Annotated in this window: 17 protein-coding genes; 8 read left to right on the forward strand and 9 right to left on the reverse strand. The window is 64.2% G+C overall.

What is annotated here, in order from left to right; translation table 11 throughout:
• The first annotated feature begins 354 nt into the window (after positions 1 to 354).
• The 4 genes from IGW04_RS03240 to IGW04_RS03255 all read left to right on the forward strand — a co-directional run bounded on the left by IGW04_RS03240 (position 355) and on the right by IGW04_RS03255 (position 3447).
• Entirely contained in the window at positions 355 to 1530 is a 1176-nt protein-coding gene (locus tag IGW04_RS03240) for a ribonucleotide-diphosphate reductase subunit beta (RefSeq protein WP_194711586.1), read from the forward strand.
• A gap of 168 nt (positions 1531 to 1698) precedes the next feature.
• Positions 1699 to 1881 (forward strand): hypothetical protein, encoded by a 183-nt coding sequence (locus IGW04_RS03245; RefSeq protein ID WP_194711587.1) that lies wholly within the window; start codon positions 1699 to 1701, stop codon positions 1879 to 1881.
• A 167-nt stretch (positions 1882 to 2048) separates the two neighbouring features.
• Positions 2049 to 2804 carry a histone H1-like DNA-binding protein gene (locus IGW04_RS03250; protein WP_194711588.1) on the forward strand — a complete coding sequence of 252 codons (756 nt, stop codon included), beginning with the start codon at positions 2049 to 2051 and terminating at the stop codon, positions 2802 to 2804.
• 97 nt (positions 2805 to 2901) lie between these two features.
• Positions 2902 to 3447 (forward strand): YggT family protein, encoded by a 546-nt coding sequence (locus tag IGW04_RS03255; protein WP_194711589.1) that lies wholly within the window; start codon positions 2902 to 2904, stop codon positions 3445 to 3447.
• A gap of 12 nt (positions 3448 to 3459) precedes the next feature.
• Here IGW04_RS03255 and IGW04_RS03260 read toward each other — a convergent pair whose 3' ends face one another.
• From IGW04_RS03260 to IGW04_RS03300, 9 genes are all read right to left on the reverse strand, one after another.
• Positions 3460 to 3750 carry a putative periplasmic lipoprotein gene (locus IGW04_RS03260; protein WP_194711590.1) on the reverse strand — a complete coding sequence of 97 codons (291 nt, stop codon included), beginning with the start codon at positions 3748 to 3750 and terminating at the stop codon, positions 3460 to 3462.
• A gap of 24 nt (positions 3751 to 3774) precedes the next feature.
• Positions 3775 to 4707, reverse strand: coding sequence for a carbohydrate kinase family protein (locus IGW04_RS03265; protein ID WP_194711591.1), 933 nt, complete (start codon positions 4705 to 4707; stop codon positions 3775 to 3777).
• 30 nt (positions 4708 to 4737) lie between these two features.
• Positions 4738 to 5868, reverse strand: coding sequence for a DUF3426 domain-containing protein (locus IGW04_RS26015; protein WP_194711592.1), 1131 nt, complete (start codon positions 5866 to 5868; stop codon positions 4738 to 4740).
• The gene (prmA, locus tag IGW04_RS03275) at positions 5868 to 6791 is read right to left on the reverse strand and encodes a 50S ribosomal protein L11 methyltransferase (RefSeq protein WP_194711593.1); all 924 of its coding nucleotides are present in this window, start codon (positions 6789 to 6791) and stop codon (positions 5868 to 5870) included. Before prmA ends, IGW04_RS26015 begins: the two co-directional genes overlap by 1 nt.
• 205 nt (positions 6792 to 6996) lie before the next feature.
• Positions 6997 to 8364: an acetyl-CoA carboxylase biotin carboxylase subunit gene (gene accC, locus IGW04_RS03280; RefSeq protein ID WP_194711594.1), complete on the reverse strand. Its 1368-nt coding sequence runs from the start codon at positions 8362 to 8364 to the stop codon at positions 6997 to 6999.
• Positions 8365 to 8451: 87 nt separating this feature from the next.
• The gene (accB, locus tag IGW04_RS03285; protein ID WP_194711595.1) at positions 8452 to 8907 is read right to left on the reverse strand and encodes an acetyl-CoA carboxylase biotin carboxyl carrier protein; all 456 of its coding nucleotides are present in this window, start codon (positions 8905 to 8907) and stop codon (positions 8452 to 8454) included.
• 69 nt (positions 8908 to 8976) lie between these two features.
• Positions 8977 to 9414, reverse strand: coding sequence for a type II 3-dehydroquinate dehydratase (aroQ, locus tag IGW04_RS03290; RefSeq protein WP_194711759.1), 438 nt, complete (start codon positions 9412 to 9414; stop codon positions 8977 to 8979).
• An 82-nt stretch (positions 9415 to 9496) separates the two neighbouring features.
• Positions 9497 to 10018, reverse strand: coding sequence for a TlpA family protein disulfide reductase (locus tag IGW04_RS03295; RefSeq protein WP_194711596.1), 522 nt, complete (start codon positions 10016 to 10018; stop codon positions 9497 to 9499).
• Entirely contained in the window at positions 10015 to 10626 is a 612-nt protein-coding gene (locus tag IGW04_RS03300; protein ID WP_194711597.1) for a hypothetical protein, read from the reverse strand. The genes IGW04_RS03295 and IGW04_RS03300 overlap by 4 nt, the downstream gene beginning before the upstream one ends.
• A 78-nt stretch (positions 10627 to 10704) precedes the next feature.
• Here IGW04_RS03300 and mpl point away from each other — a divergent pair, with 78 nt between their 5' ends.
• From mpl to IGW04_RS03320, 4 genes are read left to right on the forward strand one after another with little or no spacing between them, the layout of a single operon-like run.
• Positions 10705 to 12093, forward strand: a complete 1389-nt coding sequence (gene mpl / locus IGW04_RS03305; protein ID WP_194711598.1) for a UDP-N-acetylmuramate:L-alanyl-gamma-D-glutamyl-meso-diaminopimelate ligase — start codon at positions 10705 to 10707, stop codon at positions 12091 to 12093.
• A 15-nt stretch (positions 12094 to 12108) separates the two neighbouring features.
• Positions 12109 to 12690, forward strand: a complete 582-nt coding sequence (locus IGW04_RS03310; protein WP_194711599.1) for a YqiA/YcfP family alpha/beta fold hydrolase — start codon at positions 12109 to 12111, stop codon at positions 12688 to 12690.
• On the forward strand, positions 12687 to 13229 hold the full coding sequence (locus tag IGW04_RS03315; RefSeq protein ID WP_323744803.1) for a chorismate--pyruvate lyase family protein: 543 nt from the start codon (positions 12687 to 12689) through the stop codon (positions 13227 to 13229). The genes IGW04_RS03310 and IGW04_RS03315 overlap by 4 nt, the downstream gene beginning before the upstream one ends.
• Positions 13230 to 13262: 33 nt before the next feature.
• Positions 13263 to 15329: a ribonuclease catalytic domain-containing protein gene (locus IGW04_RS03320; RefSeq protein WP_194711600.1), complete on the forward strand. Its 2067-nt coding sequence runs from the start codon at positions 13263 to 13265 to the stop codon at positions 15327 to 15329.
• Positions 15330 to 15421 lie beyond the last annotated feature (92 nt).

The following is a 15421-nucleotide window of genomic DNA, read 5'->3' on the forward strand; positions in this document are numbered from 1 at the left end:
GCCTCAAACAGAGGTGACAAAGACCGGCGAGCAAGGCCCGGCAGGCGTCGGCAAGCGGTGCCTGCCATGCCGGAGCTTTGAGCAGGCCGACTCGGGTGTGCGTTTTTGCAAACACTAGATATGGCGTTTTTTACTCTTCAGGCCCTATCTGTAGTGGTCATTTTTGCGGACTGGTGTAAAATACGCCCACCATTTCGGAGCCGCGATCGCGTGCTTTCCAGCAGTGCAGCATGCAGGGAAAGCGCCGCCGGATGACGGTCTCCGAGGCGGTTGCCAGCGCTCCACGAGGCCCCGAAGAATGCCGCCCGATGCAGCATGGCGGCTGCAAATCAAAGACATGTAAAGGACACGACGATGCTTTCCTGGGACGATGAAGTTACCTCCACACCCGCGCCGCGCGCACCCGAGCCGCAAGCCCGCCTGCAGGCCGCGGTGCCTGCCAGCCCGTTGAATCAGGACGTGGCATACAACCCTGCGGTGATGGCCCAGCCCGATGCCGCGCCGGTCGCCGAGCGCCGCGTCAATGCCGCCGACAAGCGCATCATCAACGGCCAGACCGATGTCAACCAGCTGGTGCCGTTCAAGTACAAATGGGCCTGGGACAAATACCTCGCCGGCTGCGCCAATCACTGGATGCCGCAGGAAATCAACATGCAGCGCGATATCGAGCTGTGGAAGAACCCGAACGGCCTGACCGACGACGAGCGTCGCCTGGTCAAGCGCAACCTCGGCTTCTTCGTCACCGCCGATTCGCTGGCCGCCAACAACATCGTGCTGGGCACCTACCGCCACATTACGGCGCCCGAATGCCGCCAGTACCTGCTGCGCCAGGCATTCGAGGAAGCGATCCACACCCATGCCTACCAGTACATCGTCGAGTCGCTTGGCCTGGATGAAGGCGAGATCTTCAACGCTTATCACGAAGTCGCATCGATCCGCGACAAGGATGAGTTCCTGATCCCCTTCATCGACGTGCTGACCGATCCCGCCTTCACGACCGGCACCACCGAAGCGGACCAGAAACTGCTCAAGTCGCTGATCGTGTTTGCGTGCCTGATGGAAGGCCTGTTCTTCTATGTCGGCTTCACGCAGATCCTTGCGCTGGGCCGGCAGAACAAGATGATGGGCGCGGCCGAGCAGTACCAGTACATCCTGCGCGACGAGTCCATGCACTGCAACTTCGGCATCGACCTGATCAACACGATCAAGATGGAGAATCCGCACCTCTGGACACCCGAGTTCAAGGATGAAATCAAAGCGTTGTTTTTGCAGGCCGTAGAGTTGGAATATCGCTACGCAGAGGATACAATGCCGCGTGGTGTGCTAGGGCTGAATGCACCCATGTTCAAGGGCTACCTCCGCTTCATCGCAAATCGTCGCGCGCAGCAAATTGGTCTGGACGCGATGTTCGCGCAAGAAGAAAATCCGTTCCCCTGGATGAGCGAGATGATCGACCTGAAGAAAGAGCGAAACTTTTTCGAAACAAGGGTCATCGAATACCAGACGGGTGGAGCGCTTAACTGGGATTAAGTTAAAGCGACAGATGACAGCGGTTGGCTTCATTAGCATCAGGACGGCATCGCAGTTGATCCGTCCCCGAGTATCGATATCGGTGGCATGGATGAAAGCGTGAGCCGCTGCCCAAGATGAACTGGAACCAGAAAGACGGTGGGCCAAGAAAGGGTAAAACCGAATTGAATGGACAGTAGAAAATCTGAACGCTCTGACCTGCAAACGCCGCTGCGCCCGATCCTGTCGGGCAAGGCGGCGTTTTCTTCGAAAAACGGTTTGTCCTTTTTGAAACAGTATTCCGACGCCGGCTTTGTGGCCGGCGTTTTTTTTGGCGGTCGCCGCGCGCTTGCGCGCCGCAACAGCCAATGATGGCTGAAGTGCTGCATGAACGAGGAGATGCAGCAGTTCAGCTGGTGCCGAATTCATTAGCGCAAGCGCAGCCTGCTTGTGCCGATGAATAACCCGCCCGGGGCAGCGCGATGCCACGGGCGGGTTCGATCTTTAGCTTGATTTCCTATCACGTGAAGGAGAAACAAATGGCAACAGCAGCAAAGAAAACCGCGGCGAAGAAAACCGCCGCGAAAAAAGCTGCTACCGGCAAGCCGGTAGCAAAGAAGGCCGCCGCTCCGGCCAAGAAAGCGGTCGCTAAAAAGGCCGTAGCCAAGAAGGCAGTCGCCAAGAAAGCGGTCGCCAAGAAGGCCGTAGCGAAGAAGGCGGTTGCCAAGAAGGCCGTAGCCAAGAAGGCAGTCGCGAAGAAGGCGGTCGCCAAGAAGGCGGTCGCCAAGAAGGCCGTAGCCAAGAAGGCGGTCGCGAAGAAGGCGGTCGCCAAGAAGGCCGTAGCCAAGAAGGCGGTCGCCAAGAAGGCGGTCGCCAAGAAGGCCGTAGCCAAGAAGGCGGTCGCCAAGAAGGCGGTCGCCAAGAAGGCCGTAGCCAAGAAGGCAGTCGCCAAGAAGGCAGTCGCCAAGAAGGCCGTAGCCAAGACAGCGGTAGCCAAGAAAGCGGTAGCCAAGAAAGCGGTCGCCAAAAAGGCCGCTGCCAAGAAAGCGCCAGCCAAGACGGCGGTAGCGAAGAAGGCACCGCAGGCTGCGCCAGCGAAGAAGGCCGCAGCGCCGGCCAAGACCGCAGCGCCCAAGAAAGCGGCAGCCAGGAAGAGTGCGGCCACCACGGCCGCCAAGGCCGCGGCACCAGCCACGCCAGCAGCAGCGCCCGCCGCACCGGCAACGCCCGCTGTGAAGACCGTCATCAACCCGGCTGCAGCCTGGCCGTTCCCGACCGGCACCAACCGTCCTTAAGACGCTGGCTGCTTGGTCGCCCGCTTAAGTTCGGGCACAATGCCCGCTGCATGACCGAACGTCATGCAGCGGGTTTTTTATCAGGGGGAACAACGCCGTGCTGTACAGTATTTTTGGTCTGATCGTCGATACCGTTACCGGCATCCTGGGTGCGCTTTTCCTGCTGCGTTTCTGGATGCAGGCAGTGCGGGTGCGCCCACCGATGGCCTTCGCGCATTTCATGTTCCAGGCAACCGACTGGCTGGTCAAGCCGCTGCGCCGGCTGCTACCGGGCGTGGGCGGCTATGACTGGGCCTCACTGATCGGCGCCTTTCTGATGATCATGGTATCGGTCGCGCTGGACCTGCTGATCGCCGCCAGCGTCACGCCGCAAGCGCTGATCGTGCTGTCGCTGTTGCGGCTGGTGCAGTGGATGCTGTACGGCCTGATGGGCCTGCTGCTCATTGAAGTGATCTTCAGCTGGGTCAATCCGCATGCGCCGCTGGCGCCGCTGGTCAGGGCCATGAACGAGCCCATGATGCGCCCGCTGCGGCGCATCATACCGCTGATGGGCGGCATTGACTTGAGCCCCATCGTGGCCTTCCTGCTGCTGCGCATTGCGCTGTCGGTCAGCAGCGCGCTGCTGCTGCCGCTGGCCTTCTGACGGGCTGCTGGCTTACTCCAGCCGCTCGATGCGCGCGGTGCCGCGGCTGTGGGTGACCCTGACCTTGTCGCCCACCTTGAACACTTCCGTCGTCATCACTTCTTCGGTGGCAACGCTGCCGTTGTCGTAGCGCAGCTGCAGGCGGGCGATCGCATCCGCCGAGGCCGGCATCTCCACCCCGATCACCATGGCGTTGCGCACCACCGTGGTTCCCTGCGTGGATGACGTGAAAGGCAGGCCGGGGTCGCCGGCGCAGCCCGACATTGCGGCCAGGGCCAGGCTGATGCCCAGTATCTTGCGCATGCTGTTCTCCCTTTCTGTGCGTGGTCAGAAGCGGTAACCGAAAGCCTGCTCGAAGCGCTCTTCGATTTCGGCCAGCGACGGCGCATGATTCTGGCCGCCCTGATGGGTGATCTTGATCGCGCCCATCAGGCTGGCGATGCGGCCGGTGGTTTCCCAATCGTAGCCACGAGCCAGGCCATGCATCATGCCGGCGCGGAAAGCGTCGCCGCAGCCAGTGGGGTCCACCACTTTCTCTACCGGCACACAAGGTATGTCGATGCGCCTGCCGCCGGTATGGATTTCCGAACCGTGCTCGCCGCGCGTCACTACCAGCGCATCCACCTTGCCGGCGATGTCGGCGAGGGACAAGCCGGTGCGTTCCATCAGCAGTTCAGCCTCGTAGTCGTTGACTGCAACCCAGGTGGCAAGTTCAATGAAGCGGGTCAGCGCGGCGCCGTCGAACATCGGCAGGCCCTGGCCGGGGTCGAAGATGAAGGGTACCTTCAGGTCGGCGCATTGCTGCGCATGCTGCAGCATGCCGTCGCGGCCATCGGGGGCAATGATGGCCAGCTTGACGGCGCCGGCGTCGGCCACCTTGTTCTCGAACGACACCGACATCGCGCCCGGATGGAATGCGGTGATCTGGTTGCTGCCGGCATCGGTGGTGATGAAGGCCTGCGCGGTATAGGCGTCGTCTATCGTGCGTATGCAGCGCCGCGAGATTTCCAGCTGGTCCAGCCGTTCATGATAGGCGCCGCCGTCCTGGCCTATGGTGGCCATGATCAGCGGATCGCCGCCCAGAAGCTTCAGGTTATAGGCAATGTTCCCGGCGCAGCCGCCAAACTCGCGGCGCATGCTGGGCACCAGGAAGGCCACATTGATCTTGTGCAGCTGATCAGCCAGCAGGGCTTCGGAAAAGCGGCCGCCGAAGGACATGATGGTATCGAAAGCAAGCGAACCGCAGATGAGGGCAGTCATGGAAAGTCCGTTCAGGAAAGAGGATGAGGATCAGGGATAGAACAGGTAGACGCGAAAACCGGCGGCCTTGACCTGCGTGAGATTGAACACCAGCCGTGCCGGTTGCTCGGAATTGGGCGCAAAGCCTTCGGCCGGATCCTGGCCTGCGGGCAGGTAGTCGCGCGGCGCGATCACCCGGCGCGCCACCGCGGCTTCGTTGGCGTCGTTCAGGGTCAGCTCGATGTGCGGCCATTGCTGGCGGGTGGCGCTGCGGTTGCGCAGCAGGGCCAGCAGCGTGAAGGTGTCGGTGTTGCCGGGCAGGGCCTGCAGCTCGCTCGACTCGATGGTCACCATCTCGATATGGGCCGGCAGGCCAACCGTGCAGCCGGCCAGGCGGCACACCCCGGCCAGCATGGTGGAGGCGGCGGGCGAAGCGGCCGCCAGCTGCACCCTGAAGTGATACACGACCTGAAAGGCCAGCAGCAGCGACAGGACTGCCGATCCGGCCAGCAGGCCCAGCCTGGTGCCGCGCGCCAGGCGCTGCTGGCGGCGCGCCTGCATCACGAAGTCCGGTTCCGCCGAGTCGAGGGCGTCGATCGCATCCTCGTCGGGCCGGGCCCGCTTGCCGCTCATGCCGCGCCATGGCTTGCTCTTCAAGTCGTCGATCACGCGTCCGAGTTCGTCGCTGCTGTCGGCGGCGCGTGCGCTGGCGGCGGTCTGCTCCGCGGCCGGCGCGGCGGCCATGCGCGGCAATGAGAACGCGGGTTGGGCAGGTGGCTGTGCTGTTGCGGGCGGCGGCGTGTCGGGCTTCTCGGGCTCCTCATCGAAGTGGGAGAAGTCCATCAGGGTCATGCGCAGCAGCGGATCGGGCGACGGCTGGTCGGCCGCCGGGGTAGCAGCCGCCGGTGGCGTCAATGAAATGGCCGGCGTCGTGGGCGCATCTGCCGGTGGCTGTGCCGGCGCAGCCGATGGCGTGGCCGGAGCAGCCGGCGCGTCCACTTCAGGCTGCGGCGCGGCAGCAGGGGCCGACGGCTCCAGTGGCCGCAGCAGGTGGTCGGTGCCGTTGAAGATTTCCTTGCAGGCGCCGCAGCGCACCAGGCCGCCACGCAGCTTGAGCTGGTCCTGGACGACCCGGAACGTGGTCCGGCAGTGCGGGCAGCGGGTCGCCAGCACCGTGGCCATTACCGGCCGCCGTCGGTCTTGGCGGCCCCTGCCAGCGCCACCCAGCCTTCACGCTCGGCCCAGACGCAGAGGGCGATGTAGGGCGCATAGGCATCGATGACTTCCTGCGCCTGGCGCGCCAGCACGCCCGACAGCACCAGGGCGCCGCCCTGCTTGACCCGGCCGGCCAGCATCGGCGCCATCAGCTTCAAGGGACTCGACAGGATGTTGGCCACCACCACGTCGTAGCGGGTGTGCGCTTCGGTGGCGCCGAACTGGTCCGGCAGGTAATAGGCAATGTCGCAATGGTTGCGCTGGGCATTGAAGTCGGCCGATTCGATTGCCTGCGGGTCGATGTCGACGCCGGCCACCGGCGCTGCGCCCAGCTTCGCGGCCACCATGGCCAGGATGCCGGAGCCGCAGCCATAGTCGAGCACCGACAGGCCATGCGGCGGATGGGATTCCAGCCACTCCATGCACAGCCGGGTGGTGGGGTGGCTGCCCGTGCCGAAGGCCAGGCCAGGGTCCAGCTCCAGCACCAGCGCACCTGGATCGGGCGCGTCATGCCAGCTCGGCACCACCCAGATGTTCCTGCCGATATGGATGGGCTCGAACTGCGATTGCGTCAGCCGCACCCAGTCCTGGTCCGCCACCGCGCGCAGTTGATGCCGTACCTCGCCGGCCGACAGGCCCAGCGCCGCCAGCGCATCGGTGATGATGGCGTCGTGGTCGGCGTCGGCATCGGCCAGCGCCACCACGCGGCTGCGTTCCCAGCCGGGCTGGGTCGGCTCCATGCCAGGTTCGCCAAACACCGGCTGCTCGGCATCGGTGCCGGCATCGGCATCTTCCACCGACACCGACAGTGCGCCGGCTTCCATCAGCGCGTCCGACAGCAGTTCAGCCTGATGCAGGGGTACTTCGATCACGATTTCAGTCCAGCTCATGAGTATTCCGTCGGGTTGGATGGATGGTGTCCGGCCTGGCCGCTATATATAACAGCTTTGTTCAGGATGGGAAGCGCAATCGTAGCGCGCAATCGGCAATCGGCAATGGGCAATACGCAATGGGCAATCACGAATGCAAGCGGGCGGCATGCCGCCCGCTTGCAAAAGCCCGGTAGCCGGCGCCTGCCGGCCCTGCACCATCCGATCAGGCCGCTTCCTTGGGCAAGTCCGGCTTGGTCGCCAGCTTGTGCTCCAGGTAATGGATATTGGTGCCACCTTCGATGAAGCGCGCATCCACCATCAGTTCGCGGTGCAGCGGGATATTGGTCAGGATGCCTTCCACCACCATTTCCGACAGCGCGATCTGCATGCGGCGGATCGCCTGCTCGCGGGTGGCGCCGTAGGCGATCACCTTGCCCACCATGGAGTCGTAATGCGGCGGCACGTAATAGCCGGCATACGCATGGGAGTCGACCCGGATGCCGGGGCCGCCGGGCGGATGCCAGGATGTGATGCGCCCTGGCGATGGCGTGAACTTGAACGGGTCCTCGGCATTGATGCGGCACTCGATCGCATGGCCCTTGAGCTCGACATCGCGCTGGCGGAAACGCAGCTTCTCGCCGGCGGCGATGCGGATCTGTTCCTGCACCAGGTCGATGCCGGTGATCATCTCGGTCACCGGATGCTCGACCTGGATGCGGGTGTTCATCTCGATGAAGTAGAACTCGCCGTTCTCGTACAGGAACTCGAAGGTGCCGGCGCCGCGATAGCCGATGCGGCGGCAGGCTTCGGCGCAGCGGTCGCCGATCTTCTCGATCAGCTTCCTGGGAATGCCGACCGCCGGCGCTTCCTCGATCACCTTCTGGTGGCGGCGCTGCATCGAGCAGTCGCGCTCGCCCAGCCAGACCGCGTTCTTGAATTCATCGGCCAGCACCTGGATTTCCACGTGGCGCGGATTTTCCAGGTACTTCTCCATATAGACTTCCGGGTTGCCGAATGCGGTGCCGGCCTCGGTGCGGGTCATCGTCACCGCCGACAGCAGCGCCGCCTCGGTATGCACCACGCGCATGCCGCGTCCGCCGCCGCCGCCGGCCGCCTTGATGATGACCGGATAACCGACCTTCCGGGCGATGCGGACGATTTCCTTCGGGTCCTCCGGCAAGGCGCCGTCCGAGCCGGGCACGCAGGGCACGCCGGCCTTGATCATGGCCTGCTTGGCGGACACCTTGTCGCCCATCAGGCGGATCGCGTCCGAGCGGGGGCCGATGAAGACGAAGCCGGATTGCTCCACGCGCTCGGCGAAATCGGCATTCTCGGACAGGAAGCCGTAGCCGGGATGGATGGCCTCGGCATCGGTCACTTCAGCAGCGCTGATAATGGCCGGCATGCTCAGGTAGCTCAGGGAAGAGGCGGCCGGGCCGATGCAGACCGATTCATCGGCCAGTTTCACGTACTTGGCTTCGCGGTCCGCTTCCGAGTGGACGACCACGGTCTTGATGCCCATCTCGCGGCAGGCGCGCTGTATGCGCAGCGCAATTTCACCGCGGTTGGCAATGAGGATTTTTTCAAACATGGTTGGGGAGTGTCAGGGTGTCGGCGTTAAGGGGAGGAACAGGACAGGCATGACCGCGGCGGCCGGGCCGCCGCAGGCCGCTTCCTGTTAGCCGATGATGAACAGCGGCTGGCCGAACTCGACTGGCTGGCCGTTCTCGACCAGGATTTGCTGGATCACGCCGGAGGCATCGGCATCGATCTCGTTCAACAGCTTCATTGCCTCGATGATGCACAGGGTGTCGCCTTCCTTGACGGTGGCGCCGACATCGACGAACGGCGCCGATCCGGGCGAGGCGGCGCGATAGAAGGTGCCAACCATCGGCGACTTCACCACATGGCCCGTGGGGGCGGCATCGATGGCCGCGGAAGCAGCCGGCGCCGGCGCGGCGCTCTGGGCCGGCTGCTGCGCCATGGCCTGCGGCTGCATCATCACCAGCTGGTTGTGCGGAGTGGCCGAGGATTTGACGATGCGGACCTTGCTTTCGCCTTCAGTCACTTCAAGCTCGGCGATGTCTGATTCTGCGACCAGGTCGATCAAGGTCTTCAGTTTACGTAAATCCATGGGAACCCCTCAAAATATTCGTAGTAGTAATCGGCAGGAAACTTGCCGATCGATTGCAATTATTGTGATTTACAGCTTTTTGAGCGCGAAATCGATCGCAGCACGGTAACCTTCGACCCCCAGGCCGCAGATCACGCCGACGGCGATATCGGAGAGAAACGATTTGTGGCGGAATGGTTCACGCTTGTGGATGTTGGAGATATGAATTTCCACGAACGGAATGGCGACGCCCGCCAGCGCATCGCGCAAGGCAACGCTGGTATGCGTCAGTCCACCGGGATTGATGATGATGGCGTCGACCTTTTCCAGGCGTGCCGCCTGGATCCGGTCGATCAATGCACCTTCGTGATTGCTCTGGAATGTCGCGATGACGGCATCGGCGGCGCCTGCCTGTGCCTTTGCTGCCTGTTCAACGTCCGCCAAGGTGGTCGATCCATACACTTCCGGCTCACGGGTTCCCAGCAGATTCAGGTTGGGACCGTTGAGCAAGAGTAGATTTTTTGCCATCGAGGTGGATTCCAATTGACGAAGTTGGCGGCATTTTGCCGGTAAATCCTGAAGATTGGCAAGGAAAATGCGCCAAACCTGCTTACAAGGCGTTCAGATCGCGTCGCAGCTCATCCATTTTCAGCCGCCCGAGATAGGTCTTTTTGACCTTGCCCGATGCATCCAGCAGTACGGTAAACGGCAGGCCGCCGGCCTGATTGCCCAACTGTCGCGACAGTTCGGAGCCGTCGATGCCGGCAACATAAAGCGGGTAGGCAATCTGGTATTTCTCGGCAAATGCATTGATGCTGGCTGGATTATCGATGCCGATGCCGAGAATCTGGATGTTTTTGGGCTCAATCTCCTTTTGCAGCGCGGTCAGCTCCGGCATTTCCTCGACACAGGGCGCGCACCAGGTTGCCCAGAAATTCAGCACCAGCGGCTGGCCTCTCCACTTGGCCATCGCCACGTTGTCGCCCCTGGCGTCAGGCAGCGTGCGGCTGTAAAAGCTGGCGCTGGCTTCGGGCTGCGCCGGCTGGGCGGCGAAACGCTTGCTGCCGAACCAGGCGCCGGCCAGGCTAAACACGAGTGCAACGATCAGAAACGGCAGGACGCCCCGCCTCATTTGGCTTCTTTCTCGATCAACGCGCGAACGGCGTCGATATTGGCCCGTTCCGGGCGTTCCGGGTCTGCCGGCTTGCGCGCGGCGCGCAGGTCGTTGTAGTCATACAGCGCCAGGTGAACGCCGTCATTGCCGCGCAGGAAGGACAATGTTTCGACCGGGTCGCCGCGCTTGTGGAAATGCGGCGATTCCGACACGTCGAACTGGATGTTACGGTTCATCAGGAACACGGCGACATCCTTGGTGTTTTCCACGAACAGCTGGAGGTGGATATCCGACTGGTCGCCGGCAGTTCCGTTCAGCACCGCGCCGGTCAGGTAAGGGGAAAACTCGGCAAGTTCGGTCATCAATTGCAAGGCCAGCTTGCGCAGGTGCAGCAGACGAGCAGGCTGGGTGGCGGAAAAAAACAAGTCGTTATAAATCCGCACTTCATCCTCTATTTGTGCATTGTCGGGCAGAATATCGCCCCTGACCTTGACGTCGCCCAGGATCTGCCGGGCGGCGCGCCGCTTGGCGGTGCCATAGTCAGCGCCGTCTTCCGCGATCATGCGGGCCGCCGCTGCCGCGATTTCGGCGCGCAATAATTCGGTTTCCGTGGGGTGGCTACTCATGGTTTTCGGTATGTGGCGAGACGGGCCTGGTGCGGCGGGTCGGGTAGAATCCCGGTTAATTCAATCCGAAATTGTACAATGCATATACATATCCTTGGCATTTGCGGCACGTTCATGGGCGGCCTGGCCGTGCTGGCACGCCAGGCGGGCCACAAGGTCACCGGCTGCGACGCCAATGTCTATCCGCCGATGAGCACCCAGCTGGAACAGCAGGGCATTGCGCTGATCGAAGGCTTCGGCGCCGAGCAGATCGCGCTGCAGCCCGACCTGTACGTGATCGGCAACGTGGTGTCGCGCGGCAATCCGCTGATGGAAGAGATCCTGAACCGCGGCCTGCCCTACACCTCCGGCCCGCAGTGGATAGGCGAGCATATCCTGCGCCATCGCTGGGTACTGGCTGTGGCCGGCACCCACGGCAAGACCACCACGTCCTCGATGCTGGCCTGGATACTGGAAGACGCCGGCTATGCGCCGGGTTTCCTGATCGGCGGCGTGCCGATGAACTTCGGCATCTCGGCGCGGCTGGGCGGCGAGGGCAGGGACGGGGAGTCCGCCTTCTTCGTCATCGAAGCCGATGAATACGACACCGCCTTCTTCGACAAGCGCAGCAAGTTCGTGCACTACCATGCGCGCACCGCGATATTGAACAACCTGGAATACGATCACGCCGACATCTTCCCCGACCTGGCCGCCATCGAGACCCAGTTCCATCACCTGGTGCGCATCGTGCCGGGCGTGGGCCGGCTGGTGGTCAATGCGCGCGAACCGGCGCTGCAGCGGGTGCTGGCGCGCGGCTGCTGGAGCGACAGGGAGCTGTTCGGCGCGCGCGACGCTTCCGGCTGGAGCCTGCATGAGCATCATGACGGCAGCTTTGACGTCTTCCTCGACGGCGAGCCGCAGGGCACGGTGCAATGGAAGCTGTCGGGCGAGCACAACCGCCTGAACGCGCTGGCGGCGATTGCCGCGGCGCGCCATGTCGGCGTGCCGCCCGCGCAGGCGATCGCCGCGCTCGGCAACTTCGAGAGCGTGCGGCGGCGCATGGAAGTGCGCGGCGTGGCCAACGAGGTCACCGTCTACGACGACTTCGCCCATCATCCGACCGCGATCGCCACCACCGTGGCCGGCCTTCGCAAGCAGGCCGGCGGCAATGCCCGCATCCTGGCGGTGCTGGAGCCGCGTTCCAACACCATGAAGCTGGGCGCGATGAAGGATGCGCTGCCCGACAGCCTGGCCGAAGCCGACCTGGTGTATGGCTATGGCGCTGCCAGCGGCAAGGATGCGCTGGGCTGGAGCCTGGCGGATGCGCTGGCGCCGCTGGGCGCGCGGGCGCAAGCGTTCAACGACATCGACGCGCTGGTGACCGCGGTCGCGCGCGACGCCCGTCCGGGCGACCAGGTGCTCGCAATGAGCAATGGCGGCTTCGGCGGCGTTCACCAGAAGCTGCTCGACGCGCTGGCGCGGCGCTGAGAAGTACATCATTCCATGATCGTCTACCTGCACGGATTCCGCTCCTCGCCGCAGTCCTTCAAGGCGCGCCTGCTGGACCGGAAGCTGCACGCGCTGGGCCGCGGCACGGAATATATGTGCCCGCAATTGCCCGCGTCTCCGACTGGGGCGATTGCGCTGGTGCAGTCGCTGATTGCCGGCCAGGCGCCGCATGATCTGACCCTGATCGGCTCGTCGCTGGGCGGCTACTACGCGACCTGGCTGGCCGAGCAGACCGGCTGCCGCGCGGTGCTGCTGAACCCGGCGGTGTCGGCGCCGGGCGACCTGGAAAAGTATGTTGGCGTCACCACCGGCTGGCATGACGGCCAGCCTTTCGAGTTCAAGCGGGAATACATCGCCGAGCTGCAGGCGCTGGCGGTGCCGCAAATCAGCCAGCCGGAGCGCTACTTCCTGGTCGCCGCCACCGGCGACGAAGTGCTGGACTGGCGCGACATGACCCGTCACTATGCCGGCGCGCGGCAGCTGGTGATACAGGGCAGCGACCACGGCCTGTCGGGCTTTGCCGACCAGATCGACGCGGTGCTGGCATTCTGCGATGGCGCGGAGCCGTCGGCGTGAACCGCTGGCTCGCCCATCTGCCGCCGGGCAGCGCGCCGCCGTCGCTGCGGCCCTGGCTGCTCGAACCCGGCTCCCTGACCGCCAGGCTGCAAGCGCATTGCATGCAGTTTGAAGTCAGGCTGCTGCGGCAGTCGCATGGCGTATGCCAGCCCGACCAGGCCGGCATGATCGGGCTGGCGCGCACGGCCCGGGTGCGCGAGCGTGAAGTGCTGCTGTGCTGCGATGGCGAACCGGTGGTGTATGCCCATACCGTGACGCCGCTGTCGTGCGCTGCCGACTGGCCCTTCTTCCAGCGACTGGGCCATCGTTCGCTCGGCACGGCGCTGTTTTCCGATCCCCTGATTGCGCGCGGCTGCCTGCAGCATGCGCGCCTCTCTGCGCGCCACGCACTGGCGCGCCGTGCCGCCGCCGCGGCGCCCGCGTGCAGGGACCAGCGGGTGCTCCATGCCCGCCGCTGTCTCTACCGACGGCACCGCGGGCTGCTGCTCGTGACTGAATTATTTCTGCCGACACTGGCACGACTGGCGCCGCGGCGCTGATTCCCTTACCCGATACAAAACAGGCAGTGACTGATGAACTTATTTTTTGAAGAGTCCGGCGATTTCAAGGCCGGCGCGGTGTTATCCCAGCAGGGCGAGGCCTATCAGGTCGAACTGCCGACGGGCAAGCGGACCAAGGTCAGGGCGCGCGACGTGCTGCTGCAGTTCGCCGCGCCGGAACCGGCCGCCATGCTGGCCGACGCCCAGCGCATCGCCGATGAAGTCGACCTCGACTTCCTGTGGGAAGTGGCGGGCCAGGAAGAATTCGGTTTCGCCGAGCTGGGAGAGGAATATTTCGGTCACGCGCCGCAGGCGCATGAGGCGGCCGGCCTGGTGCTGAAGCTGCATTCGGCGCCGATCTACTTTCATCGCAAGGGCCGCGGCCGTTACAAGGCGGCGCCAGAGGCGACCCTGAAGGCGGCGTTGGCCGGCCTGGAAAAGAAGCGCCAGCAGCAGCTGGTGCAGGCGGGTTATGTCGAGGAACTGAAGGCCGGCCGCTTGCCGGAGGCGATGAGGCCGATCACCACCCAGCTCCTGTTCAAGCCGGACAAGAACAGCATCGAATACAAGGCGCTGGACGCCGCCGCGGCCGAGCTGCAGACCACGCCGCAGCGGCTGATGCTGTCGGTCGGCGCGATCGCCTCGCCCAAGGAACTGCATTTCACCCGCTTCCTGCTGGAGAATTTCCCCAAGGGCACCGGCTTTCCGCCAGTGTCGATTCCGTCGCGGCCATCGCTGCCGGTGGCGGACGTGCAGGCATTTTCGATCGACGATGTCACGACCACCGAAATCGACGATGCCATTTCCGTCACCCGCCTGGACGGCGGCAAGGTTCGCATCGGCATCCATATCGCGGCGCCGGGCCTGGGCATTTCCCGCAACGACGCCATCGATGCCATCGCCCGCCAGCGCATGTCCACCGTCTATATGCCGGGTGACAAGATCACGATGCTGCCGGACGAGCTGGTGGAATCCTTCACGCTGGCCGAAGGCCAGACCTGCCCGGCGCTGTCGCTCTACCTGACGCTCGACACTGCTGACTGGAGCGTGGTCGCCAGCGAGACCCGCAGCGAGGCGGTGCCGATCGCTGCCAACCTGCGCCACAACGACCTCGATGAACTGGTCACCGAGGACAACCTGGCACAGGGCGCCGGCGACTATCCCTACAAGGAAGAGATCGCCCTGCTGTGGCAATGGGCGCAGGTGCTGGAACAGGGCCGGCAGGTCAAGCGCGAGTCGTTCGGCCTCAAGCCCGAGCAGAACAACCGCGTCGACTTCAATTTCTATGTCGAGGACGACATCGTCACCATCAGCCGCAGGAAGCGCGGCGCGCCGCTCGACAAGATCGTCGCCGAGCTGATGATCCTGGCCAACAGCACCTGGGGCAAGCTGATGCACGACCATGGCGTTCCCGGCATCTACCGGGCGCAGGGCGGCGGCAGCGGCGGCTGGGCCGCGCGCATGCAGGTGCGCATGGTCACCCACGCGGCGCCGCACCAGGGCCTGGGCGTGGACCAGTATGCATGGAGCACCTCGCCGCTGCGCCGCTATACCGACCTGGTCAACCAGTGGCAGATCATGGCCTGCGTGCAGCACGGCGTGACCGCGCCGCTGGCCGCGCCGTTCAAGCCCAAGGATGCCGACCTGTTCGCCATCGTCTCCGCCTTCGACGCCGCCTATGCCGCCTATGCCGAGTTCCAGTCCTCGATGGAACGCTACTGGTGCCTGCGCTGGCTGGCGCAGGAGCAGGCGCGCCAGGTGGAAGCCGTGGTGCTGAAGGACGAGATCGTGCGCCTGATCGACATTCCGCTGGTGCTGAAGCTGTCCGGCATGGCGCAGCTGGCGCGCGGCACCCAGGTCAAGCTGGACCTGCTGCGCTGGGACGAGGTCGACCTGTCGGTCGAGGCGCGTCTGCTGGAGGTCGAAGCCGGGCCGGGCGACGACACCCTGGCTGAAGTCGAGGATGCGCTGGCCGACGAGGCGGAACTGGCGGCCGGCATGCCGCCGCTGGAAGCCGATCCGGCGCAGCAGACCGAGGCCGCGGAATCGGTGGAAGCGGGCGCGAGCGCCGGCGCCGATGAGGCGCCGCCTGTTGCGTGAAACCGGCGGCAACGTGGCCGGCCGGCAAATCCCGGCCGCCCGTTTTGCCCTTTGGCGTAAAATCGACGTCCCGATGAAATCTGACTAAGCTG

This window comes from Noviherbaspirillum soli (assembly GCF_015352955.1).
Lineage (GTDB): Bacteria > Pseudomonadota > Gammaproteobacteria > Burkholderiales > Burkholderiaceae_D > Noviherbaspirillum_A > Noviherbaspirillum_A soli.